We start from the raw sequence: 21,779 nt of genomic DNA, 5'->3' as shown, positions 1-21,779 counted from the left end.
GAACCCTGTCAGGGCGCGCCAAAATACGGGCGGATGCCGTGATCGCGAAAATACCGTTCGATGACCTTCGGGTCCGAACAGGTTTCGGCGATCGCCACATAGGTATCCGGCCGTAGCAGGTAAAACCCGTTACGACCAAGGCCGGCCGCTTCAAAGGCCGGGCGCCAGTAGAAAACCTGCAGCGGCAGATGGTGCTCGTGGCACCAGGCGATCATCTCGTCGCTGGTGTCGCCATACACATGCACCTGCCAGGTCGGGCATTTGAGCGATTCAAAATTGTCCCCTTCACCGTCATGCGCCCAGGGCAGGCGGTCACCGCCATGCACGTGCCCGGCAATGCCGGTGCTCAAGGGCATGCCGCGATAGTTCAGGGTGATCTGCGACACCGTGCGGAACAGGAACTCGCGGGTCGTTCCAAACGAAGCCATTTTCGGAATCAGCAAGGGCGCCAGTCGCGTGCGCAGCACATCGGCCATGGGCCCTTCGGCGGTGACGAAGGAAAATACCCGATCGGTGGTAGCCACCAGTTTGCGGGCGAAGGCGATGCGTTCGGTTTCGTAGGTGTCGAGCAATTTTGCCTCGGCGCCACCGCTCAGAACCGCAGCGAGTTTCCACGCCAGGTTGATGGCATCGCCAATCCCTGTGTTCATGCCCTGGCCCCCCGCGGGGCTGTGCACGTGGGCGGCGTCGCCCAACAGGAAGGCGCGGGCACTGCGAAAGTGATCGGCAACCCGATGATGCACACGGTAGGTCGAGAACCAGTTCAGTTGTTCGACCTTGACCTGCATATGTTCGATGGCACGACTGCTCACGTCTTCGAATTGCAGGGTGTGCGCCTGCTCGGCACGTTCGTCGCGCACGGTACCGATCAAGCGCGCTCGACCGCTGCCGGCCAGCGGGAATACCGCCAGAAAATCCGCCTCATCCAGATCCACATGCAGTTCGCCATTGAACGCCGGGCCGCTGGCCTGGACGTCGGCGACATAGAACACCTGCTGGTACGTACCGCCGGGAAAGCCGGTGTCCAGAGTCTTGCGCACCATCGAGCGGGCCCCGTCGCATCCGGCCAGGTAGCAGGCCTGGCAGGTTTCCTGTTGACCGTCGGGCAGGCGCAGCGTGGCACTGATGCCGTCAGCGGTTTGCTCAAAACCTTGCAGTTCGGTGTTGCGTTCCACCGTAATGCCGAAGGTTTGCAGGCGTTCGATCAGCAGCCGTTCGTGTTCGTCCTGCGGGAAGATTTCGAGGAAGGCGTAGGGTGTCAGGCCCTCGCCGACGCGGTCCAACGGCAAGCGGGCCACGGGCTGGCCTTTTACCCAGAAATTGGCGGCCGCGACCCGATGACCTTTGTGCACGATGGCGTCGGCCAGGCCCAGCTGGCGATACAGTTCCAGCGTGCGCGCCTGCACCGCCAGTGCCCGCGAGGTCGTCCCCGGTGCAGACGTCTTGTCGACGATCCGTACGCGGATCCCCAGTTTGCTCAGCCATAGCGCCAGGACCAGCCCGGTCGGGCCGGCGCCGATGATCAACACATCGCTACGGTGCATGAGCCAGTCCTCTTGCCATGTGCAGCAAGTATGGTCCAGCAAGGGGCAGTGGCCAGGCTGGCCGCTGAATGGAAAGCAGCGTGCGCCGATTTTCGTGGGTACCCGAGGAACAGCCGGGTTGGCGCCATGGTCATAGTCTGCGCCATGCCATTGGTCGTATGGTTAACCCGGTTCAACGAATGCCCTGGAGCACCATGCAAGTCCATCGATTGATCATGAGCATCACTGTGTTGCTGGTGCTGGCGGGTTGCAGCAGTCAGCGGACCCAGGAGCCGGTGACGCGCAAACCCGCTGAGGTCAAGGCGCAGATCGTGCGTCTGCTGCCGGCCAAAACCGTCGACCGCGAGGGGTGGGCCAGGGACATCTATGCCGCGTTTGCCGCGCAGGACATTGCACCGACCACGCAAAATATCTGTGCGGTGCTGGCGGTCACCGAGCAGGAATCGACCTTTCAGGTTGATCCCGGCGTGCCAGGCCTGGGCAAGATCGCCCGGGACGAGATCGATCGCCGAGCGGCCAAGGTACACATCCCGGAGCTGTTGGTCAGCGGTGCGCTGCGGGTGAGTTCACCCAACGGCAAAACCTACAGCGACCGGCTGAATACCGCGCGCAGCGAAAAGGAGCTGAGTGCGATTTTCGATGACTTCATTGGCATGGTGCCCATGGGCAAGACCCTGTTCGCAGGCTTCAACCCGGTGCACACCGGCGGGCCGATGCAAGTCAGCATCGACTTTGCCGAAAAGCAGGCCAAAGGCTATCCGTATCCGGTGGAAGGCTCGATACGACGCGAAGTCTTTAACCGGCGTGGCGGCATGTACTTTGGCATTGCGCATTTGCTCGGCTATCCAGTGAGCTACAAGCAGCCGTTGTATCGCTTCGCCGATTTCAACGCCGGTTGGTACGCCAGTCGCAACGCCGCCTTCCAGAACGCCGTGAGTCGGGCCTCCGGCATCCCGCTGGCGTTGGATGGCGACCTGGTGCGCTACGATTCGATCATGCCCGGCAGCACCGAACTGGCGGTGCGTACCCTTGGCAAGCAACTGGGCCTGCGCAATCCGACGATCAGGGATCAACTGGAGGAGGGCAACACCCTGGAATTCGAGAGCAGCGAGCTCTATCAACGGGTCTTCGCCCTGGCCGAACAGGCCGAAGGTCGTGCGCTGCCACGTGCGGTACTGCCGGGGATCGTGCTGCAAAGCCCGAAAATCACCCGCAAGCTCACCACCGCCTGGTTTGCCAAACGGGTCGACGAGCGTTACCAGCGCTGCATGGCGCGTTGAACGGACCGAGAAAACGGCATGAAAAAACCCGGCTGATCAGGCCGGGTTTTTTCTTGGTGCGGTGAAGCGTTGGATTCAGGCGACGGTGTTGCCTTGCAGGCGGTCGGAGCCATCGGCGGCGACGGTGTTGCCTTGCAGGCGGTCGGAGCCATCGGCAGCGACGGTGTTGCCTTGCAGGCGGTCGGAGCCATCGGCGGCGACGGTGTTGCCTTGCAGGCGGTCGGAGCCATCGGCGGCGACGGTGTTGCCTTGCAGGCGGTCGGAGCCATCGGCAGCGACGGTGTTGCCTTGCAGGCGGTCCGAACCGTCGGCGGCGACGCGATTTTCGATCAGGCGTTCCGAACCACCCTCAGCCACTCGGCTTTCAATCAGACGATCCGAGCCACCTTCAGCCACGACAGGCGCAGAAGAGGTAGCGGCAAAAGCGTTAACTGCAAAAACCGAGAAAGCGATGCTGAGGAGAGTTTGGCGTTTCATGATCGTGTACTCCGGGGTGTTGTGGGTTGGTATGAGCCAATGTTACGCCGCGGATTTTTTAAGAGAACTTCATTGACGTGATGGTGAACATCGACGGTATTGATAGAGGCGGCGAGAAACCCTTTGTGGGCTTGATGTTACAGTCGTCGGACGGCCCAGGCGTGGTCGTTGGCGCCTTCTACACTGGATAGCGGGTGCTGATCGCGGCCAACCAGGAGGCGTGCATGTATCAACTCTACGGACATCAGAACTCAGGCGCGGCGGCGATCGAGGCCGCGCTGGAGCTGTGCGAGATTGCCTATCGCTTCATCGATGTCGAGACCTCCCCGGAGGCTGCCCAGGCATTGGAGAAGCTCAATCCGCTCAAGCAGATTCCGACGCTGCAGCTGCCCGACGGCGGCGTCCTCACCGAGAGCGCGGCGATCCTGATTCATCTCGGGCTGACGTTTCCCCGGTCGAACCTGTTGCCGGCCGACCCTGCCGACCGTGACCAGGCCATTCGTGGCCTGGCGTTCATCGTCAGCAATTGTTATGCGGCCATCGGCATCATCGATTATCCCGAACGCTGGCTGGCCGAGGCGGATGAATCGTCGCGGCAAAACCTCATGGCCGGCGCCCGGCAGCGACTGCACTGGAGTTGGGAAGTGTTTGCCGACCAGTTTTCCGCCGAGTTGTACCTGGGGGACGAGACGCCGGGGGCGCTGGATGTGCTGGCGGCGGTGGTCTCGCGGTGGTCGGGCAGTCGCGAGCACTTGCGCCGGACCCGCCCGGGTTTTTCCACCTGGCTGGAACGGATTGACCGGCATCCGACATTGGCGCCGGTGTTTGCCAGGCATTGGCCTGCGTAACCCTATCAACTCCCCCTGCAGGAGCGAGCAGGCTCGCTCCTGCAGAGAGCTCATTATTCGCCGCGAATATACTGTTCCAGCTGGCGAATCAGCTCGGCCTGTTCGGCGATGGCTTCCTTGACCAGGTCGCCGATCGACAGCAGGCCTATCAATTTGCCGTTTTCCACCACTGGCAGGTGGCGCAGGCGTTTGTCGGACATGATGCCCAGACAGGTGTCGACGGTTTGATGGGTGTCGACGGTAATGACCGGCGATACCATGATGTCGCGTACCGGTGTACCCACGGAGGAGCGGCCATGCAGCACCAGTTTGCGCGCGTAGTCGCGTTCGCTGATGATGCCCAGCACCTCGTCATTGTCCACCACCAGCAAGGCACCGACGTTTTTTTCAGCCATCTTCATCAGCGCTTCGAGCACCATGTGATCAGGTTTGATCTGGTGCACTTCCTGGTTCTTCTGATCTTTCAACTTGAGCAGTTGCGCGACGGTTTTCATGGCGGTTTCCCGGGGTGTTGTCGTTGTCCTTGAAGGATCGTAGACACGAGCGTTCAGGGCAAGGGCGAATGCGGCAGATAGCATGCAAAAAACGTCATTTGCCGGTTTTTCTTCCGAACCCGAAGAGATCGCAGCCTTCGACAGCTCCTACAGCCGTGGATGGCGCGTAGAATCACCTTCTGAATCAACGTTGAGGTTTGCAGTGGTGGATTTACCCCAGGGCTTCGTCCTGACCCGGCATTGGCGTGACACACCGGCGGGCACCGAAGTCGAGTTCTGGCTGGCGACCGACAACGGTCCCCGGCGCATCCGCCTGCCTCATCAGTCGTCGGTGGCGTTCATCCCGGCCGACCAGCGCGAGCAGGCCGAAGCGTTGTTGCGCGATGAACACCACGTCGAACTCAAGGCCCTGGCCCTGCTGGACTTCGAACATCGCCCGGTGCTTGGCCTGTATTGCCGCCAGCACGGGCAACTGATGCGCCTGGAAACCGCGCTGCGCCGGGCGGGCGTCGAGGTGTACGAGGCCGATGTGCGCCCGCCGGAGCGCTACATGATGGAGCGGTTCATCACCGCGCCGGTACGCTTTGGCGGCACACCGGGGGCCGATGGCCTGCTGGTCGATGCGCAGATGAAACCCGACCCCGACTACCGACCCAGCCTGAAACTGGTGTCCCTGGACATCGAAACCACCGCCCAGGCCGAGTTGTATTCCATCGCCCTGGAAGGCTGCGGTGAGCGTCAGGTGTATATGCTCGGCCCGCCCAATGGCGACGACAGCTCGGTGGATTTCCAGCTCGAATACTGCGAGTCGCGCACCCAGCTGCTGAAAAAGCTCAATGAATGGTTCGCCCGCCACGACCCCGACGCGATCATCGGCTGGAACGTCGTGCAATTCGACCTGCGGGTGCTGCATGAACACGCCCGGCGCCTGGCCGTGCCGCTGAAGCTGGGACGCGGCGGCGAGGAGATGCAGTGGCGCGAACACGGCAGCGGCAACCACTATTTTGCATCCGCCGCCGGCCGGCTGATCATCGACGGCATCGAATCCCTGCGTTCGGCGACCTGGAGCTTCCCCTCGTTCAGCCTGGAAAACGTCGCGCAAACCCTGCTGGGCGAAGGCAAGTCTATCGATAACCCCTACCAGCGCATGGATGAAATCAACCGCATGTTCGCCGAGGACAAACCGGCGCTGGCCAAGTACAACCTCAAGGACTGCGAGCTGGTCACGCGGATCTTCGCCAAGACCGAATTGCTCAAGTTCCTGCTCGAGCGGGCCAGTGTCACCGGGCTGCCGGCCGATCGCATGGGCGGCTCGGTAGCGGCGTTCACCCACCTCTACATGCCGCTGATGCACCGCCAGGGCTTCGTCGCGCCCAACCTTGGCAGCAAGCCGGCGCAAGCCAGCCCCGGCGGTTTTGTCATGGACTCGCAGCCGGGGCTGTACGAGTCGGTGCTGGTGTTCGATTACAAAAGCCTCTACCCGTCGATCATCCGCACCTTCCTCATTGACCCGGTGGGCCTGATCGAAGGACTCAAGCACCCGGATGACCAGGACTCGGTACCGGGTTTTCGCGGGGCGCGGTTCTCCCGCACCCGGCATTGCCTGCCCGCCATCGTCGCCCGCGTCGCCGAAGGCCGGGAAACCGCCAAGCGCGAGCACAACGCCCCGCTGTCCCAGGCGCTGAAGATCATCATGAACGCGTTCTACGGCGTGTTGGGTTCCAGTGGCTGCCGCTTCTTCGACACGCGCCTGGCGTCATCCATTACCTTGCGCGGCCACGAGATCATGCTGCGCACCCGTGAGCTGATCGAAGCCCAGGGCCACACGGTGATCTACGGCGACACCGACTCGACCTTCGTCTGGCTGCGGCGCGCCCACGGCCAGCAGGAAGCTGCACAGATCGGTCGCGCGCTGGTCGATCACGTCAACCAGTGGTGGCGTGAGCACGTGCGTGAAGCGTATGGCCTGCAAAGCGTGCTGGAACTGCAATACGAAACCCACTACAAACGTTTCCTCATGCCGACCATCCGCGGCGCGGAGGAGGGCAGCAAGAAGCGATATGCGGGGTTGGTCACGCGCGCCGATGGCAGCGACGAGATGATCTACAAGGGCCTGGAAACCGTGCGCACCGACTGGTCGCTGCTGGCCCGGCAATTCCAGCAGGAGCTGTATTCGCTGATCTTCCAGCGCAAGCCCTACCAGGACTATGTGCGCGAGTACGTACGCAAGACCCTGGCCGGGGAGTTCGACGAGCGCCTGATCTATCGCAAGCGCCTGCGCCGCACGCTGGACGACTACCAGCGCAACGTCCCGCCCCATGTGCGGGCGGCGCGGATTGCCGACGATTACAACGATCGCCAGGGCCGCCCGCGGCAGTATCAGAATGGCGGCTGGATCAGCTATGTGATCACGGTCGCCGGCCCGGAGCCACTGGAAATCCGCAGTGCGCCGATCGATTACGACCACTACATCAGCCGGCAACTGCAACCGGTGGCGGACGCGATCCTGCCGTTCGTCGACGACGATTTCTCAACCCTGGTGGGGGGGCAACTGGGCTTGTTTTGAGTCCATCAGCGACAAGGTCCAGTCATCCACGATGCCGTGAAAGTACTGGTTCAAGGCTTGATGAAAGAGGCTGTCGTCGTCGGCGACCTGGGCGAACAACGTCATCGAGGAGCGAAACTTCAGGTCGTCGGGATGGCCGAAAATCGCCGCCACCGAGCGTTGCTCGATGTCCAGCACTTGCTGGGTACAAGTCTTCAGCCGTGCACCCAGCAGCGGATGGTCGAGGTAGGCCTGTGCTTCCTGTCGGGAGCGGATCGCGAAGCGGCGTGACATGTCGCTGTCACCCAGTCCGGCAAATTGCGGAAAAATGAACCACATCCAGTGACTGCGCTTGTGGCCAGCGTCCAGTTCGGCTTGAACCCGGCCGAACACCGGGTTTTGCGCTTGGATAAAGCGTTGCAGGTTAAAGACGTCCGGATGATCGGTGCTTCTCATATCGAAGCCCTCTGTCACCGCGATGGCTTAGACCATGGCCAACCGCTGCTTGCGTTTGGGCGCCTGAAACGCTTGGTCCAGCGCCTCCAGATCCCCAGCCTCCAGCTTCAACTGCGCCGCCTGTGCATTGAGTCGTACGTGTTCGGGGCGGACAGCCTTGGGGATGGCGATCACGCCGTCCTGGCGCAGCAGCCATGCCAGCGAGACCTGGGCAGGCGTGGCGTCGTGGCGGGCAGCTACTTGTTTGAGCGTAGCATTGCCCAGCATTTTTCCTGCCTGGCCGATTGGACAATAGGCCATGACCGGCATCCCGTGTTCCTTGCACCAGGGCAAGAGATCGAATTCTATGCCGCGTTGCTCCAGGTTGTAGAGCACCTGATTGGTGGCGCAGTCCTTGTTTGAGAGCGCTTGCAGGTCGTCGAGATCAAGGTTGGACACCCCCCAACGGCCTATCTTGCCGGCTTCACGCAGGCGTTCGAACGCCTCTACCGTTTCTTCCAGGGGAAACTGGCCACGCCAGTGCAGCAAGTACAGATCGATGCTCTCGGTCTTCATCCGGCGCAGGCTGCGCTCGCACGCCTGGGGAATGCCCTGGCGGCTGGCATTGTGCGGGTAGACCTTGCTGACGAGAAACACCCGATCGCGCTGGCCGGCGATGGCCTCACCCACCACGAGCTCGGCGCCGCCTTCGGCATACATTTCAGCGGTATCGATCAGGGTCATGCCCAGGTCGATACCCAGGCGCAGGGCGGCGACTTCCTCGTGATGGCGGGCGCGGTCTTCGCCCATTTGCCAGGTGCCCTGGCCGATGACGGGCACTTGGCTACCGGCCAATTGCTGGGTGCGCATGCTTGACTCCTTCTGGTCATTATTGCAGTTGGCATCAGGATAGGCCCTCAGGTTCCATCGCGATCCCCTGTAGGAGCTGGCTCGCCAGCGAAGGCGTCCTCAAGTTCGACCAATCATTCGCGGCTGTACCCGATCTACCGTGGGAGCGAGCCTGCTCGCGATGGAGGTCAACGATGACGCGGTGGGCCTGACACCCCGTGGTGTTCTCAGGTTTTTCGCGAGCAAGCTTGCTCCTACAGGGCCCGCCGCGCTGGGCAGAACCTCCACCCGGCCTTAGCCAGAGCGAGGCGGCCGGCTTGATGGGATGCGTACGTGTGCCCCTGTTGGGAACCGGTGATCGATTATCAACCCTCGCCACCGCACTTTTCCCCATCTACCGGCTCTATCCATTGCCAGCCGACGGCGATCCCCACCGCCGGCCCATGCCCAAGTTCAACGCCCATGGCTCGAGTTTCACCCCACATTGTCCGCTCCATCCGTCGCCATCGCCTGCTGCTGGCCGGTCTGTCGCTGGTGCTCAGCGGTTGCAGCCACCAGCCAGGCAACGACCTGTTCAGCCAGATACGCGAAGGCAAACCCCAGGAGTTCCTGCAGACCAGCGTCGACCGCATGGCCACGCTGGCCATGCGCGACAACCTCGACAGCCTTTACCTGCTGATGGGCAAGCTGTACCTGCGCAACCCCGACGAGTTGAAAAAATCCGGCTTCCTCGACGCCCGAACCGCAGGCAAGCAGGTGCGCATGGCCATTGAACAGCAGCAGCCGTTGCCCACGCTGGGGGGCAAGAAGGATCTGGCGGCATTGCGGTTTGCCATGAGCCCGGAGTTTCTCGGCGATCGGGTCGGGGCGTTCATCTATGCCATCGGCAGCATGCTGGTGACCGCCCACGGCAGTCGACTGGAGTTCTACATGACGGACGCGATCAACCCGACGTTCGTCAACAATGCCGCGCGCAACATCGAAATCGCCACCTGGATTCTCAGTCAGCGACAGAACAAGGACGGCCAGCCCATGTTGTTCTCCAACGAGATCTCGGAGGAGGGCAGCAACCTGAGTTTCGCCGTGGAGTTCGGCAAGATCGTCGCGCGCCTGGATCTGCTGACCCAGATGCTCGACGAACGCTACCGGCGGATCGGCTTGAATTATGCACAGAGCCTGCTGTTGATGAATTTCCTTCCGGTGCAATGATCTGCCGAAGCGACCCGCTCGCGATTCAGGGCATAAAGATAGATCGCATCGATATAACTGGTTATAAGAAATGTCGCTATGCTGCGGGCCAGATTTCCCCCTGCGGTCTTGTGGATGTATCAATGGATCTGTTGAATATCGGGTTGGTCGTGGCCGGGCTTGTGGTCGGCTTTATCGTCGGCATGACGGGCGTCGGTGGCGGGTCGTTGATGACGCCTATCCTGCTATGGTTCGGCATCAACCCGGCAACTGCGGTCGGCACCGATCTGCTGTACGCGGCCATCACCAAATCCAGTGGCGTCCTGGTCCACAGGAAGAACAACAATATCGACTGGCCGATCACCGGTTGGCTGACCCTCGGCAGCGTGCCGGCGGTGGCATTGACCTTGTGGTTCCTCAGCAGTCTGCATTCGGCCCCCGACGCGATGAACGCGATCATCAAGCAGGCGTTGGGCTTTGTCCTGTTCGCCACGGCGTTGGCGATCCTGTTCAAGAAACGCCTGCTCGATTTCGCCCACAAGCGCGCCGGCGGCAACTACAACCCCAGCGGTGTGCGTCTCAACGTCCTGACCGTGATCACCGGCCTGGTCCTGGGCACGATGGTCGCCTTGACCTCCATCGGCGCGGGTGCCCTGGGCACCGTGGCATTGTTCATCCTCTATCCGCTGCTGCCGACCCGCCGCCTGGTCGGCACCGAAATCGCCCACGCCGTGCCGCTGACCCTGGTCGCCGGACTTGGCCATGCGAGCATGGGCAACATGGACTGGCACGTGCTCGGCTACCTGCTGGTCGGTTCGCTGCCGGGGATTTACCTGGGCAGCCACCTGACCGGACGCATCTCCGATGAACTGCTGCGCCCTTGCCTGGCAACGATGCTGGTAGTGATCGGCTACAAACTGGCGTTCTGACCCTCCTCAAGGCAGCGCATACACCCGGAACAGCTTTTTCATCGTCTCGTTGATCCCGCCCAGGTACTGGTCGTATGCCTTCTCGATGGCGCCGGAACGGTAAGCCTCGCTCAAGGCCATATCGACCAGGAGGCGGAAGTCTTCGTCACCGCGCTCGACGATCATCGCCACCGGGGCGAACTCGAAGATGCGGTCCAGGACCATCAGGTCATTGTTGGCGTTCCCTTTGGCCACCAGGTTTTTCAAGAGTATGCGTTCGGCGAAGAAGGCATCGGCCTTGCGCGCGGCCACCAGTTTGGCACCTTCTTCGGTGTTGGCCACGGTCACCAGCGAAGCGATCACGCCAAGCATGCGCATCCGTTCACGAATCCAGTCTTCGGTTACACCGCCCTCGATGGTGGCGTAGGTCTGGTTGGCCAGGCCGCGGTTGATGGTCGCCCGCCAGGTCGGGCCGGGGTTGGCCTCCTTGCCGTTGAGTGCGTTGAGCAGCGGTTCGGCGGCATCCTTGCGCACCAGTACCGAGAGGCCGGCGGTATACACCGGTATCGAGTAGCTGATCGTCTTGCGCCCTTCGAGGGTAGGCGGAGTCGGCGTGCAGAGGATGTCGACCTTGCCCAGCTTCACCGCGCTGGTCTCTTCGGCGACCGAGACGGGCTGGTAGCGGACCTGCAGGTTGGGCAGGTTGAGCTCGGTCTTGAGCTTGTCGGCGATCTTCAGGCACAGGTCGATGGCATAGCCGCTGGCTTTGTCACCTTCCTGAACGCTGAAGGGCGACAGGTCCGGCACGTAACCCAGGGTGAAGGCATTACTGGTGCGTATGCGCTCCAGGGTGTTGGCACTCACCACGATCGGCAGCGCGGTGAACACCAGGGCAAGCAGCAGGCGAGTGGTTTTTGCAAATGATACGTTCATGTCCGGATTCCCCGTGTACAAGTCTGAGCAGTCCTGATTGCCATGCCTAAACATTGCCGGTCCTGACCTGGGCAACGCTTGGCGCGTCGACGAAACGCTTGGCGAGGAAGCCATAGAGCAGGTAACCAAAGGCGAGTACCAGCGTGCCGCCCAGTACCGCATCCTTGCCGCAGGCGTAGAGCGCATACAACGAGTAGGCCACCGCGATCAGCAGCACCACCACGTTGCGCGAGTACACCGCGGGCCCCACCTGGGCCTTGTGCATGATCACCAGCAAGCCTGTCAGCGCCGTGATGTAGGGGATCAGGTTGGTCACTGCCGCCAGGCTCACCAGTTTGCTGAACTGTGCAGCGGCATCGGGAGAGATGGTCGACACGGCCATGAGCGTTTGCAGCACGCCGCAGACGATCATGCCGATCACGGGCGCATCGCTGGCGTTGACTTTGCTGAACAGCTTGAGGAACAGGTTCTGGTCGGCGGTCATCTTCGCGGTCTGGGCCAGGGTGAATTGCCAGCCCAGCAGCGAGCCGATGCAAGCCATGACCGCCAATGCCATCACGATGTTACCCACCAGAGGGCTGAACATCTTCGCGTAGACCAGCGCGAAAGGCGCCGAGGAGTTGGCCAGTTCGGCGTTGGGAATGATGCCCTGGATCACCGTGGTCGACAGCACATAGACCGTGGCGGCACCGAGGGTGCCGAACAGGCAGGCCAGCGGCACGTTGCGCTTGGGGTTCTCCACTGCATCGGTGGCCTGGGCGGCCGATTCCATGCCGAGGAAGGCCCACAGGGTCAGGGGGATGGCTTTGCCGATGGCTTCGGAGATCGCCAGGTTGTTGGGGTTCCAGGCAGCTTCCAGCACCTTGGCGTCGAACCAGAACCAGCCGATGATGCACAGGCCCGCCACCGGAATGATCACGCCCCATACGGTGATCGCGCCGATCTTGCCGGTGATGCTCGGGCCACCGAAGTTGGCGATGATGGTGATCCAGATCAGCCCGACCGTGCCGACGAACAGCGGGATGGCCCCCGTGCTCAGCCAGGGCAGGAAGGCGCTCATGTAGCCGACCGCCGAGATGGCGACGGCGACGTTGGCGATGGCCAGGGACAGGAAGTACAGGTACGAGCAGAGGAAGAACCCCGACTTCGCATGAGCTTCTTCAGTGTAGGCGGACAAGCCGCCGGAGCGTGAGCAGAACACCCCGCACTGGGCGAAGCAGTAGGCGATGGCCATCGAGCCGATCGCCGTGAAAATCCACGACAACAACGAGACGGCACCGAGTTGGGCCATGTTGGTGGGGAGCATGATGATGCCTGACCCCATCATGTTGACCGTGACCAGGGTGGTGAGCCCCATCAGGCCCATTTTCTTGCTTGAATCTGCCATCGCACACTCCTTGCTGTAAGTCGCAGGAAACGCTGATCTTTGAATGGGGCGCGGATCAGGCCTTGAGCACGTATCCATAAGCGCGAATACGCCCGCCTTCTTCTTTCAGGTACACGCCTTGCAATTCCGGCGTGAAGCCGGGCAAGGCGTTGATGCCATCCTCGAGCGCGAGGAAATATTTGAGCACCGCGCCACCCCAGATTTCCCCCGGTACCACGCACAACACACCGGGTGGATAGGGCAGCGCGCCTTCGGCAGCGATACGGCCATCGGCATCGGCCAGCGCGACCAGCTCGACATTGCCGCGGATGTATTCGATCTGCGCCTGTTGCGGGTTCATGGCTTTTTTCGGGAAGTGCGCCTTGCGGAACATGTCTTTCTGCAACTGCTGCACGTTGTGGCTGCGATAGAGGTCGTGCATTTCCTGGCAGAGCTGGCGGATCGTGTAGTGGCGGTAGCGCTCTTCATAGCGCGCGTAGATGGCCGGCAGCACCCGGCTCATGGGCGCATCATCGCTGAGGAACTGCTCGAAGCGCGCCAGTTGCGCGGCCAGATGGCTCATCTTCGCCCAGTCTTCGGCGGGCGTGAGCAGGAACAAAATCGAGTTGAGGTCGCACTTCTCCGGCACGATGCCGTTCTGGCGCAGGAAGTTGGCCAGGATGCCGGCGTGAATGCCGAAGTCGGTGTAACTGCCGTCAATCGGGTCGATGCCGGGGGTGGTAAACAACAGCTTGCAGGGGTCGATGAAATATTGCTTGTCGGCATAGCCGGGGAAGGCGTGCCAACGATCCTTGGGATGGAACTCGAAGAAGCGCAGGTCGCTGGCGATGGCGTCGGTGGGGTGGTCCTGCCAGGGGCGGCCGTCGATGGTTTCCGGCACGAAGGGGCGCACCAGGGTGCAGGCTTCCAGGATCAGCTTGCGCGCGTTGATGCCGAACTTCACGCAGTCTTCCCACAGGCGCAAGCCACTGCGACCGGCATGGATGCGCGCATTCACATCCAGCGAGGCGAACAGCGGGTAGAACGGGCTGGTGGAGGCCTGGGCCATGAACGCGTTGTTTAACCGCGCGTGATTGCAGTAACGCGCCTGGCCCTTGATGTGGCGGTCTTTCTTGTGGATCTGCGAGGCCTGGGAGAAACCGGCCTGTTGTTTGTGCACCGATTGAGTGACGAAAATCCCCGGATCCTCTTCGCCCAGGTCCAACAGCATGGGCGAGCAATCCTTCATCATCGGGATGAACTGTTCGTAGCCCACCCACGCCGAGTCGAACAGGATGTAGTCGCACAGCTTGCCGATGCGGTCGACCACCTGGCGGGCGTTGTAGATGGTGCCGTCATAGGTGCCCAGCTGGATGATTGCCAGGCGAAATGGGCGTGGTAACTCAGCCTTGTCCGGGGCAACTTCCTTGATCAACTCACGCAGGTAGTCTTCTTCAAAGCAATGGGCATCGATGCCGCCGATGAAGCCGTAGGGGTTGCGCGCGGTTTCCAGGTACACCGGCGTGGCACCAGCCTGGAGCAAAGCCCCCTGATGGTTGGATTTATGGTTGTTGCGGTCGAACAGCACCAGGTCGCCGGGCGTCAGCAGCGCGTTGGTGACCACCTTGTTCGAGGCTGATGTGCCGTTGAGCACAAAGTAGGTCTTGTCGGCGTTGAACACGCTGGCGGCATGCTTTTGCGCCAGCAGGGCCGGGCCTTCGTGGATCAGCAGGTCGCCGAGCTTGACGTCGGCGTTGCACAGGTCGGCGCGGAACAGGGTTTCGCCGAAGAAATCGAAGAACTGGCGGCCGGCGGGGTGCTTGCGAAAAAATTGGCCGCCCTGGTGGCCGGGGCAGGCGAAGGTCGCATTGCCGGCCTCGGTGTAGTGCTTGAGGGCGTCGAAGAAGGGCGGCAACAGGTTTTCTTCATAGGCCTTGGCGGCTGTTTCAAGTTGGTTGCCGTAGTACTCGGCATTGTAGCTGGAGAGGTCAAACACCCCGTTGACCAGCAGGATCACCTCGTGCAGGCGCTTGTAGATATCCAGCGCCCGATTGCCGGCGCCTGCGCGCGGAATCACGAGGAACAGTGGGATGTCGAAACCCGTTCGGTGAATGGCATCCAGCGCGCCGCCCATGACATCGTCGACGGTCAGTACCGCGGCGGCAACATCGGTAAAGTCGGTGTGATCAAGGGCAACGATCGGGCGGGAGGTATGGAAGCAATCTAGAACGGCATCGCTTGCTGCGATTTTCAAACCATTCATAACCAGAGTCTCGTGGTCTTACTTGACGTTGAGTTACCGGGGCCATGCCTGCACAGGTGCCTGGGGCCGGGGTCAGTACTGATTGCCCAGTTGGGTATAGTTCATTTTCTTGAAGTTGAACATTTAATGACGTGTTTGGAAGCAGGTCCCGGCTGCTCGATTGGCAGAGGTCGAACCTGGCCTGAAGTGGCCGTGGCACGGGAACTTCAGGGGGTCAGGAGAGGTCAGTAAGGGTCCTGTATCGGAGATTCCGAGCAGTGCTGGTGGCCTGCTTTCATGGCGGTGCCGTCCGAGATCAGCCGAGTCTGCCCCCTGATGCCAATCAAGCCTTTCCTGCCGAGCTTCATCCTGGCGTTCTGCGCCGTCGCGTCGTTTTGCCCGGTGGCTGCCGAGCGAAAAACGCCCGCGCAAAGCAACAGCGCATCAACCACCCTGATCGAAACCGCCTCGCGCCAGTATGAAAGTGGCCAGCTGGACCAGGCCGCCGCCACGTTGGAGCGTGCCCTGCATATCCAGCCGAACAACCCCGCGACCCTGCATTACCTCGGCGTGCTGCGCCTGCAGCAGGGGCAATACCAACAGGCGCAGACCCTGGCGTTGCGCTCGAACATGCGGATTGTTGGCAACGAGGCGTTACGCAACCGCAATCTCCAGTTGATCCAGGCGGCGCAGCAGGCCCAGGCTTCGGGTATCCCGCCCAAGGTGCAGGAGAACCCGGTTGCCGTACAGAAGGCCCGCGAAGCGCAAGTGGCTGCTGCAGAACCATCCGCTGCGGACACCGCCACGCTCGCGGGCAACTTCGCTCACGTAGCGGATTCCGCGGCGACTGCCGGGCCACAGAGCGCAGGACAATTCAAGGTGGCTGCGCTAGAACCAGAGCCCGCGTCCGATGAGATAACGATTCCCCGCGGCCATTGGCCGCCCCCAGGCCAATGCCGCATCTGGTTCGCCGATCGCCCGCCGGGGCAACAGCCCCCACCCGGCAGCTGCAAGAAGCTGCGCAAACGGGTTCCGCCAGGTGCTTTGCTGATGCACGGTTGAACATCTGATTGTTCTTCTGGCTGGACCCTGTGACCGAAATTGCGCTGCCGCGCCCGAAACGTTTAGTATATGTTTCATATATATTTCGTATTGGGCAAACAGATGGGTATCGTCAAGATTTCAGAAGACATGCATGAGAACCTGCGCGTCGCCAGCGATGCGCTGAGTCGCTCGATCAATGCGCAAGCCGAACACTGGATGCGCATCGGGATGCTGGCCGAGCTCCATCCAGAATTGAATCACAGCGACATCTGCCGCCTGCTGATTCGTGCCGAACTGGCCGGTGGCCTTGATGTAAAACAGCTGTGCGCAGTCGGCGATGTTGGCCAAGGCGCGGTGGTTCATGCAACGTCCGGGGGCAAGCAATGAAGACTAATGTCAAACTCAATACCCCGGCAGAAATAGCCCAGTCGCGCGTGGCGGCCACGCTGGCGGCCGAGGTACTGGCCATGATCACGCCCCATGTGCAGGCAGGGGTGACCACCGACGAACTCGATCGGCTTTGTCACGACTATATCGTCAACGTGCAGAAAGCCATTCCAGGCAATGTCGGCTACCACGGCTTTCCCAAGACCGTGTGCGCCTCCGTCAACGAAGTGGTCTGCCATGGCATCCCTTCGAACAAGGTGTTGAAGGATGGCGACATCCTGAACATCGACATTGCCGTGATCAAGGACGGTTGGTACGGCGACACCAGCCGCATGTACTTCGTGGGCGAACCTGCGCCTGAGGCGCGACGCCTGGTCAAGACGACCTATGACGCCATGTGCGCCGGCATCCGCATGGTCCGCCCCGGCGCTACGCTGGGCGACATTGGCCATGCCATCCAGAAGGTGGCCGAAGATGACGGGTTCAGCGTCGTACGTGAATACTGCGGGCATGGCATCGGCAAGATCTATCACGATGAGCCGCAGATCCTTCACTACGGCTACCCAGGCCAGGGAATGAAGTTGAAAGCCGGCATGATTTTCACCATCGAGCCGATGTTGAACCTGGGCAAGCGCCACGTGAAAACCTTGGCCGACGGCTGGACCGTGGTCACCAAGGATCACTCCCTTTCAGCCCAGTGGGAGCATATGGTGGCGGTCACTGAAGATGGCTTCCAAGTCTTGACGGCCTGGCCTGACAGCAGCGATGAATATCCCGCTATTCGCGGGTGAAGATCTCCAGCAGATGCCCGTCCGGGTCATCGAAATACACCCGCCGTCCGCCGCCATGGTCATTGATCTCACCCGGCCGCTGCTTGCCCGGATCGGCCCACCATGGTTGCCCGGTTGCTTGCAGGCGGGCGAAGGCCTGGTCGAATTCGTCGTCGCCGAGCAGGAACGCGTAATGCTGTGAGGCGATCGGCGGGTCGTTGTCATAGAAGTCCAGCGACACCTGGTTGTCGAGCCTGACGACCAGCATCGGCCCGAAGGGCTCCGGTGCCACCAGGCCGAGCAGTTCAACGAGGAAATGGGCCGACCGTTGTTTGTCGCGGCACCAGACGATGGTGTGGTTCAGTCGAACGCTCATGCACGGCTCCTCATGAGGTTTATATCATGCTTTCAGATTAGCCCAGCCTGTTGCGCAATGACCGCCCTGACCTAAGCTTGGAGCAAGGTGAAACACATTTGCCAAGCGTCACCGGAACGAACGCCGCGATGCGCAATCATTAGAGCGTGGATTACAAAAGGAGATGCGCATGCTCATCAGGTCACTGACCCTGGCTACCTTGCTGGCGATTGCCGGCCCCTTGTTCGCCGCCGATGGCGATTCACCTCTGGATATCGACAAGGGCAGGGCCCGGCCGCTGATCGTGATTGCCCCGAGCACCGTCGACCCCGTGTGGGTCAACCTGAAAAAGTCGCTGGAAGATCCCGCCAACAAGAAGGGGGTCGCCGACCGTAATATCAGGGTCTACAGCGTGCTGAACATGTCTGGCCAACTGGACGGCAAGGATCTCGGCCAACAAGACACCATGGCCTTGATCCGTGCGCTGAAACTGGGTGCCGGCGCACTGCCCAAAGTGATCCTGGTGGGCAAGGACGGCGAGAAGAAACTCGAAAGCTCGGGGGACGAATCCCGATCGGTCGACCTGAAGAAAATCTTCGACACCGTCGATGCCTTGCCGGCGGCAGAGAAGGAAGCTGCAGCTCCAACGCCACCTCCGGTTGCCGAAACACCTCCACCCAAAGGGACTGCCAAGGCTGCAAAAAACGGCAAACCGGCAAAACCGGCCAAGCCGCCGGAAATGCCGGATGATTGAGGCTTTACCGATTTACCACTGGTAGCGATATCCCGCCGTAAATGCCCTGGGCTGCGTAGGCAAGGGCCCTCATCTGCTTCGGAAATTTCCTGCGAAACGTAGCGGCATTGGTGAACTGGTGCGCAGGGGAGTGCGCCGATAACCTTCTCCGGCCGCTGCGAAATCAGTGGTCGGACGTGGAAGTCTGTTCCTTTGCTACTGGCGCGCAATCGCTCGTAAACACCTGTTGGCGTTTTTTATGTCAACATTGTCGTGTTATGGCGGCTGTGCGCGGGGCACTCGCGAGTGCGCCGGGTTCCAGTAGCCCCGGTCTTCCACACCGCGCATAGCTGCCACCCTCATGTGGAAATGAGTGTGGATAGCTCCCATAACTTGCTACTGGAGCTTCACCATGAAAAAGGTCACCCCCAGTCCTCCCGACCCCTTCGATCCCGCTCCACTCTCCGACATCACCGAACCCGCCGTCAGCGCCCGTCTGCGTAACCCCAGACAATCCGATCCGGTCAGCCATATCTTCACCATCGTCCCTGGCGTTGACACCGCCACCTTGCTCTGCCACGCCTGCGAAACCCTGGCCTCCCTGAACGTCCTCATCACCGATCTGGCCTGCGATCTGGAAAGCTCCAAGCGCAATGTGGCACTGTCGGTTCAGCAATTGGCAGTGGTGGGGGAGTTACTGGTCAATCGGGCGCTGGACAATATCGACCCACAGCAATAGCGCTAACCCTCTGTAGGAGCTGTCGAGTGCAACGAGGCTGCGATCTTTTGATCTTGAAAAATCAACGTCAAAAGATCGCAGCCTGCGGTAGCTCCTACAGGGTTATCCGACACCGATAACCCGGTTTTCCAATACAGAAACGCCCTACACCATTCTCAGAAGCGTCCTATTTTCAGCCTACTTCAACTTCACCAAAGCTTTCACCCCTCAGGACCCGGGTGAAAGCATAACCCTTCCTGTGCGTTTCCCCACAGACCAGGAAGGACTGACCATGAGCACCCAAACGCGCATCTTCTTCAACCACAGCCGCCACAAATTCGCCATCCGCTGGTTCGACGCCGTATTCGACGTCCTGGCCTTCGAAGGCGAAGAACACCCCAGCCAGCCCTTCAGCTACCGCATCGACTTCACCTGCACCGAGCAGGACCTCAGCGCCGAGCAGATGCTCAACAAGGACGCCCGTTTCAGCCTGTATCTCCCGCCATCCAAGCTCTCTTATCCGATTAAGACCCCACTGCAATTGCCGGAGCCCCAGTCATGTCCGAAGTGAAACACGCCCCCCTTTGGTTTCCGCCGGCGTTTCCCGTTGAGGGACGTTTGCCTCGCAACGTCGCGCAGGTCTATCAAAATAACCGGCGCCAGTGTCAGATGGAGGCGGATTACCACGATGCCTTGTGCGTGGCGGCCGGGCGCCGGCTGATGCCGCCGTGCTGCAAGACCTTGCACATCAGCCTGTTCTTCGACGGCACCGGCAATAACCTCAATAACGACCTCTACCTGTCGGATCCCCGGCACCCGACCAACATCGCCCGGATGTTCCGCGCCAGCATTGGCGACGGCCATGCCGGCGGCACCGCCCATAGTCCCGGGGCCAAGGGCTTGACCGATGCGGCAGGCACCGGCAACGGCCAGTACTTCAAGTACTACATGCCCGGTGTGGGCACGCCGTTTACCGAAGTCGGCGACCTCGACTACAGCCTTCTGGGACTGGGGGGAGCCTGGTATGGCGAGGAACGGATCAACTGGGGCCTGTTGATGATCCTCGATGCCCTGCGCCGCACTTTGGGGCTGCCGCGGCTGGACAACACGGCCCTGCTCAAAGCAGTCAAGGCCATGGGGACCTGGGCAGGTGTGGAGTCGATGGACGGTTATGCCACCCGCAGCCGCGAACTCAACAGGCAGCTTTGGGCCCTGGAGAAACCGCTGCGCATCGCCTTGACCCAACCGCAACCCGGGCAGGTCAAGCTGCTGGGTATCAAGTTGTACGTGTATGGTTTTTCCCGTGGTGCTTCGGCAGCGCGGGCCTTTGTCAGTTGGCTGAACCAGCTGTTGACCCGGTCCGAGCCGGTGCTGGCGTTGCGACTGTCCGATTTGCGCCTGCCAATCAGCGTCGAGTACCTGGGGCTGCTGGACACCGTGGCCTCGGTTGGTCTGGCCGATATCGTACCAGGGGCCAACGGCCATATGAGTTGGGCCGATGGCAATCAGGAATTACCCGCCAGCAGTCTGGTCAAGCGTTGTCTGCACATTGTTGCCAGTCACGAGCAACGTTTGAGTTTTCCGTTGGAGTCCATTCGCCGGGAGAAGGGTGGTTACCCTGCGAATAGTGTGGAGGTGATTTATCCGGGCGTGCATTCGGATCAGGGTGGAGGGTATCCGCCGGGGGATCAGGGTAAGGCTATTGGCGAGAATGACGGTTTACTGCTGTCGCAGATCGCGTTGAACGATTTGTATGCAGATGCCTTCGCCCACGGCGCTCCTTTGAAGGTGCCGAAAGAAACATTGCCAGTCGAATTGCGCCATGAAGTCTGGCGAACTATGGAATTTGCGATATTGGAGGAGTTTCGTGTTGCACCAACTCTGATTAACCGTTTCAACGCCTGGCGTCAGCTAACCCTGGATCAGCCTCTCGTACAACAACCGCTGCGCGCCGAACAGATTGAGCACTACCAGCCACTACCCACCACCACTAGCCTGGAAAAAGTCCTACGCGAGCAGATGAGCTGGATCACCGCCTGGCGCATCGACCGCTATGCCTTCGCCAGCCTCAAGCACACCCCATTCTATCTTCAGGCGAGCGACCTCGAAGCCGACAAAGGGGATCGCGCGCGCGCCGAAGACAAGCGCGATCAGAAGCAGGCAGAAGTCGTAAAACGCCGCAAGCAGCAGCGGGCTCGCGAGTTTCTCAGCCGCGAACCGAACATGCCGCTGGAGCCTGGGGTCAAGGATTTCGATGCCGACATGGCACAAACCCAGTTGCGCGAAGCGGCAGAAGAGTTCGGCAAGGCCTACCGTGGCGACGATCGCTTTCCACAGGCCTTGAAATTCGCCGGGCCGATGGGCATGGCATCGTCGATTCTTTATCAGAAACTGACCGCCGAGGTGCGGTTCGAGCGACAGCGAATGAAAGCTTCGGGGCAGGCGCGGGTCAGTCGGTTATTCCCGCCACCGTTGCGCGAAATCAATCATCAAAATGAAACCCGGCGCGGCAATGTCGACGAAAGCCGCAACGCCGCGCATCCGGAAGGGCTGTTACGCGCACTGTTCGACGATCAGGTCCACGACTCCCGCGCCTGGTTTATGTACACACTTGGACGTGAGAGGACCGGCAGTTATTTCGGCGAACGCATGGTGTTTTTCGG

General features: G+C 61.1%; 21 protein-coding genes. 12 read left to right on the top strand and 9 right to left on the bottom strand.

Annotation, left to right across the window (positions count from 1 at the left end):
* Positions 1-8: 8 nt before the first annotated feature.
* Positions 9-1,544: an FAD-dependent oxidoreductase gene (locus BKX96_RS11225; protein ID WP_077183907.1), complete on the bottom strand. Its 1,536-nt coding sequence runs from the start codon at positions 1,542-1,544 to the stop codon at positions 9-11.
* A 194-nt stretch (positions 1,545-1,738) separates the two neighbouring features.
* Here BKX96_RS11225 and BKX96_RS11220 point away from each other — a divergent pair, with 194 nt between their 5' ends.
* On the top strand, positions 1,739-2,824 hold the full coding sequence (locus tag BKX96_RS11220; protein ID WP_077183906.1) for a DUF1615 domain-containing protein: 1,086 nt from the start codon (positions 1,739-1,741) through the stop codon (positions 2,822-2,824).
* 75 nt (positions 2,825-2,899) lie between these two features.
* Here the strand turns inward: BKX96_RS11220 and BKX96_RS11215 are convergent, their stop codons facing one another.
* Positions 2,900-3,301, bottom strand: coding sequence for a hypothetical protein (locus tag BKX96_RS11215; protein ID WP_077183905.1), 402 nt, complete (start codon positions 3,299-3,301; stop codon positions 2,900-2,902).
* Positions 3,302-3,525: 224 nt separating this feature from the next.
* Here BKX96_RS11215 and BKX96_RS11210 point away from each other — a divergent pair, with 224 nt between their 5' ends.
* Positions 3,526-4,149, top strand: coding sequence for a glutathione S-transferase N-terminal domain-containing protein (locus BKX96_RS11210; protein WP_046819579.1), 624 nt, complete (start codon positions 3,526-3,528; stop codon positions 4,147-4,149).
* 53 nt (positions 4,150-4,202) lie between these two features.
* Here the strand turns inward: BKX96_RS11210 and BKX96_RS11205 are convergent, their stop codons facing one another.
* Positions 4,203-4,643, bottom strand: a complete 441-nt coding sequence (locus BKX96_RS11205; protein WP_008021710.1) for a CBS domain-containing protein — start codon at positions 4,641-4,643, stop codon at positions 4,203-4,205.
* Positions 4,644-4,848: 205 nt separating this feature from the next.
* Here BKX96_RS11205 and BKX96_RS11200 point away from each other — a divergent pair, with 205 nt between their 5' ends.
* Positions 4,849-7,209: a DNA polymerase II gene (locus tag BKX96_RS11200; protein WP_179092148.1), complete on the top strand. Its 2,361-nt coding sequence runs from the start codon at positions 4,849-4,851 to the stop codon at positions 7,207-7,209.
* On the opposite strand, the gene BKX96_RS11195 is transcribed toward BKX96_RS11200, so the two are convergent.
* Together BKX96_RS11195 and BKX96_RS11190 are read right to left on the bottom strand one after the other, a co-directional pair.
* The gene (locus BKX96_RS11195) at positions 7,174-7,644 is read right to left on the bottom strand and encodes a DUF1810 domain-containing protein (RefSeq protein ID WP_077183903.1); all 471 of its coding nucleotides are present in this window, start codon (positions 7,642-7,644) and stop codon (positions 7,174-7,176) included. The genes BKX96_RS11200 and BKX96_RS11195 overlap by 36 nt on opposite strands.
* A 27-nt stretch (positions 7,645-7,671) precedes the next feature.
* Positions 7,672-8,493, bottom strand: a complete 822-nt coding sequence (locus BKX96_RS11190) for an aldo/keto reductase (protein WP_077183902.1) — start codon at positions 8,491-8,493, stop codon at positions 7,672-7,674.
* A 441-nt stretch (positions 8,494-8,934) separates the two neighbouring features.
* On the opposite strand from BKX96_RS11190, the gene BKX96_RS11185 reads away from it, so the two are divergent.
* Both BKX96_RS11185 and BKX96_RS11180 read left to right on the top strand, forming a co-directional pair.
* Positions 8,935-9,681 (top strand): hypothetical protein, encoded by a 747-nt coding sequence (locus BKX96_RS11185; RefSeq protein WP_046819576.1) that lies wholly within the window; start codon positions 8,935-8,937, stop codon positions 9,679-9,681.
* Positions 9,682-9,803: 122 nt separating this feature from the next.
* Positions 9,804-10,589 carry a sulfite exporter TauE/SafE family protein gene (locus BKX96_RS11180; protein WP_046819577.1) on the top strand — a complete coding sequence of 262 codons (786 nt, stop codon included), beginning with the start codon at positions 9,804-9,806 and terminating at the stop codon, positions 10,587-10,589.
* Positions 10,590-10,595: 6 nt separating this feature from the next.
* On the opposite strand, the gene BKX96_RS11175 is transcribed toward BKX96_RS11180, so the two are convergent.
* The 3 genes from BKX96_RS11175 to speF are packed head-to-tail and all read right to left on the bottom strand — an operon-like array spanning position 10,596 to position 15,130.
* Positions 10,596-11,501 (bottom strand): amino acid ABC transporter substrate-binding protein, encoded by a 906-nt coding sequence (locus BKX96_RS11175; RefSeq protein WP_077183900.1) that lies wholly within the window; start codon positions 11,499-11,501, stop codon positions 10,596-10,598.
* A gap of 46 nt (positions 11,502-11,547) precedes the next feature.
* The gene (gene potE / locus BKX96_RS11170) at positions 11,548-12,888 is read right to left on the bottom strand and encodes a putrescine-ornithine antiporter (RefSeq protein WP_077183899.1); all 1,341 of its coding nucleotides are present in this window, start codon (positions 12,886-12,888) and stop codon (positions 11,548-11,550) included.
* A gap of 55 nt (positions 12,889-12,943) precedes the next feature.
* The gene (gene speF, locus BKX96_RS11165) at positions 12,944-15,130 is read right to left on the bottom strand and encodes an ornithine decarboxylase SpeF (protein WP_077183898.1); all 2,187 of its coding nucleotides are present in this window, start codon (positions 15,128-15,130) and stop codon (positions 12,944-12,946) included.
* A 315-nt stretch (positions 15,131-15,445) separates the two neighbouring features.
* Between speF and BKX96_RS11160 the strand changes: the two genes are divergently transcribed.
* The 3 genes from BKX96_RS11160 (at position 15,446) to map (ending at position 17,331) form a co-directional block, all read left to right on the top strand.
* On the top strand, positions 15,446-16,171 hold the full coding sequence (locus BKX96_RS11160) for a tetratricopeptide repeat protein (protein WP_077184499.1): 726 nt from the start codon (positions 15,446-15,448) through the stop codon (positions 16,169-16,171).
* 102 nt (positions 16,172-16,273) lie between these two features.
* Positions 16,274-16,540 carry a ParD-like family protein gene (locus tag BKX96_RS11155; protein WP_046817015.1) on the top strand — a complete coding sequence of 89 codons (267 nt, stop codon included), beginning with the start codon at positions 16,274-16,276 and terminating at the stop codon, positions 16,538-16,540.
* On the top strand, positions 16,537-17,331 hold the full coding sequence (gene map / locus BKX96_RS11150) for a type I methionyl aminopeptidase (RefSeq protein WP_046816977.1): 795 nt from the start codon (positions 16,537-16,539) through the stop codon (positions 17,329-17,331). Before BKX96_RS11155 ends, map begins: the two co-directional genes overlap by 4 nt.
* Here map and BKX96_RS11145 read toward each other — a convergent pair.
* The gene (locus BKX96_RS11145) at positions 17,318-17,686 is read right to left on the bottom strand and encodes a VOC family protein (RefSeq protein WP_077183897.1); all 369 of its coding nucleotides are present in this window, start codon (positions 17,684-17,686) and stop codon (positions 17,318-17,320) included. The genes map and BKX96_RS11145 overlap by 14 nt on opposite strands.
* 169 nt (positions 17,687-17,855) lie before the next feature.
* Between BKX96_RS11145 and BKX96_RS11140 the strand changes: the two genes are divergently transcribed.
* The 4 genes from BKX96_RS11140 to BKX96_RS11125 form a co-directional block, all read left to right on the top strand.
* Positions 17,856-18,419: a DUF4174 domain-containing protein gene (locus tag BKX96_RS11140; protein WP_046816975.1), complete on the top strand. Its 564-nt coding sequence runs from the start codon at positions 17,856-17,858 to the stop codon at positions 18,417-18,419.
* A gap of 391 nt (positions 18,420-18,810) precedes the next feature.
* Positions 18,811-19,137, top strand: a complete 327-nt coding sequence (locus BKX96_RS11135) for a DUF6124 family protein (protein ID WP_077183896.1) — start codon at positions 18,811-18,813, stop codon at positions 19,135-19,137.
* Between the two features lie 271 nt (positions 19,138-19,408).
* Positions 19,409-19,687 (top strand): hypothetical protein, encoded by a 279-nt coding sequence (locus BKX96_RS11130; RefSeq protein ID WP_179092143.1) that lies wholly within the window; start codon positions 19,409-19,411, stop codon positions 19,685-19,687.
* Positions 19,675-21,779: T6SS phospholipase effector Tle1-like catalytic domain-containing protein (locus BKX96_RS11125; RefSeq protein ID WP_077183895.1), on the top strand; the 2,105-nt coding region annotated here is incomplete at its 3' end. The genes BKX96_RS11130 and BKX96_RS11125, both read left to right, overlap by 13 nt.

Source organism: Pseudomonas putida (assembly GCF_001976065.1).
In the GTDB taxonomy this organism is placed as follows: domain Bacteria; phylum Pseudomonadota; class Gammaproteobacteria; order Pseudomonadales; family Pseudomonadaceae; genus Aquipseudomonas; species Aquipseudomonas serbica.
The sequence above is the reverse complement of the archived record's forward strand: the minus strand, read 5'-3'. Positions and strand labels throughout refer to the sequence as shown.

Bases quoted from the DNA above. Each gene is read 5' to 3' on its own strand.
- BKX96_RS11140 (WP_046816975.1), top strand. From the start codon at position 17,856: ATGCTCATCAGGTCACTGACCCTGGCTACCTTGCTGGCGATTGCCGGC.
- map (WP_046816977.1), top strand. From the start codon at position 16,537: ATGAAGACTAATGTCAAACTCAATACCCCGGCAGAAATAGCCCAGTCG.
- BKX96_RS11160 (WP_077184499.1), top strand. From the start codon at position 15,446: ATGCCAATCAAGCCTTTCCTGCCGAGCTTCATCCTGGCGTTCTGCGCC.
- BKX96_RS11155 (WP_046817015.1), top strand. From the start codon at position 16,274: ATGGGTATCGTCAAGATTTCAGAAGACATGCATGAGAACCTGCGCGTC.
- potE (WP_077183899.1), bottom strand. From the start codon at position 12,888: ATGGCAGATTCAAGCAAGAAAATGGGCCTGATGGGGCTCACCACCCTG.
- BKX96_RS11210 (WP_046819579.1), top strand. From the start codon at position 3,526: ATGTATCAACTCTACGGACATCAGAACTCAGGCGCGGCGGCGATCGAG.
- BKX96_RS11180 (WP_046819577.1), top strand. From the start codon at position 9,804: ATGGATCTGTTGAATATCGGGTTGGTCGTGGCCGGGCTTGTGGTCGGC.
- BKX96_RS11220 (WP_077183906.1), top strand. From the start codon at position 1,739: ATGCAAGTCCATCGATTGATCATGAGCATCACTGTGTTGCTGGTGCTG.
- BKX96_RS11145 (WP_077183897.1), bottom strand. From the start codon at position 17,686: ATGAGCGTTCGACTGAACCACACCATCGTCTGGTGCCGCGACAAACAA.
- BKX96_RS11175 (WP_077183900.1), bottom strand. From the start codon at position 11,501: ATGAACGTATCATTTGCAAAAACCACTCGCCTGCTGCTTGCCCTGGTG.
- BKX96_RS11130 (WP_179092143.1), top strand. From the start codon at position 19,409: ATGAGCACCCAAACGCGCATCTTCTTCAACCACAGCCGCCACAAATTC.
- speF (WP_077183898.1), bottom strand. From the start codon at position 15,130: ATGAATGGTTTGAAAATCGCAGCAAGCGATGCCGTTCTAGATTGCTTC.
- BKX96_RS11215 (WP_077183905.1), bottom strand. From the start codon at position 3,301: ATGAAACGCCAAACTCTCCTCAGCATCGCTTTCTCGGTTTTTGCAGTT.
- BKX96_RS11195 (WP_077183903.1), bottom strand. From the start codon at position 7,644: ATGAGAAGCACCGATCATCCGGACGTCTTTAACCTGCAACGCTTTATC.
- BKX96_RS11185 (WP_046819576.1), top strand. From the start codon at position 8,935: ATGGCTCGAGTTTCACCCCACATTGTCCGCTCCATCCGTCGCCATCGC.
- BKX96_RS11225 (WP_077183907.1), bottom strand. From the start codon at position 1,544: ATGCACCGTAGCGATGTGTTGATCATCGGCGCCGGCCCGACCGGGCTG.
- BKX96_RS11205 (WP_008021710.1), bottom strand. From the start codon at position 4,643: ATGAAAACCGTCGCGCAACTGCTCAAGTTGAAAGATCAGAAGAACCAG.
- BKX96_RS11190 (WP_077183902.1), bottom strand. From the start codon at position 8,493: ATGCGCACCCAGCAATTGGCCGGTAGCCAAGTGCCCGTCATCGGCCAG.
- BKX96_RS11135 (WP_077183896.1), top strand. From the start codon at position 18,811: ATGAAAAAGGTCACCCCCAGTCCTCCCGACCCCTTCGATCCCGCTCCA.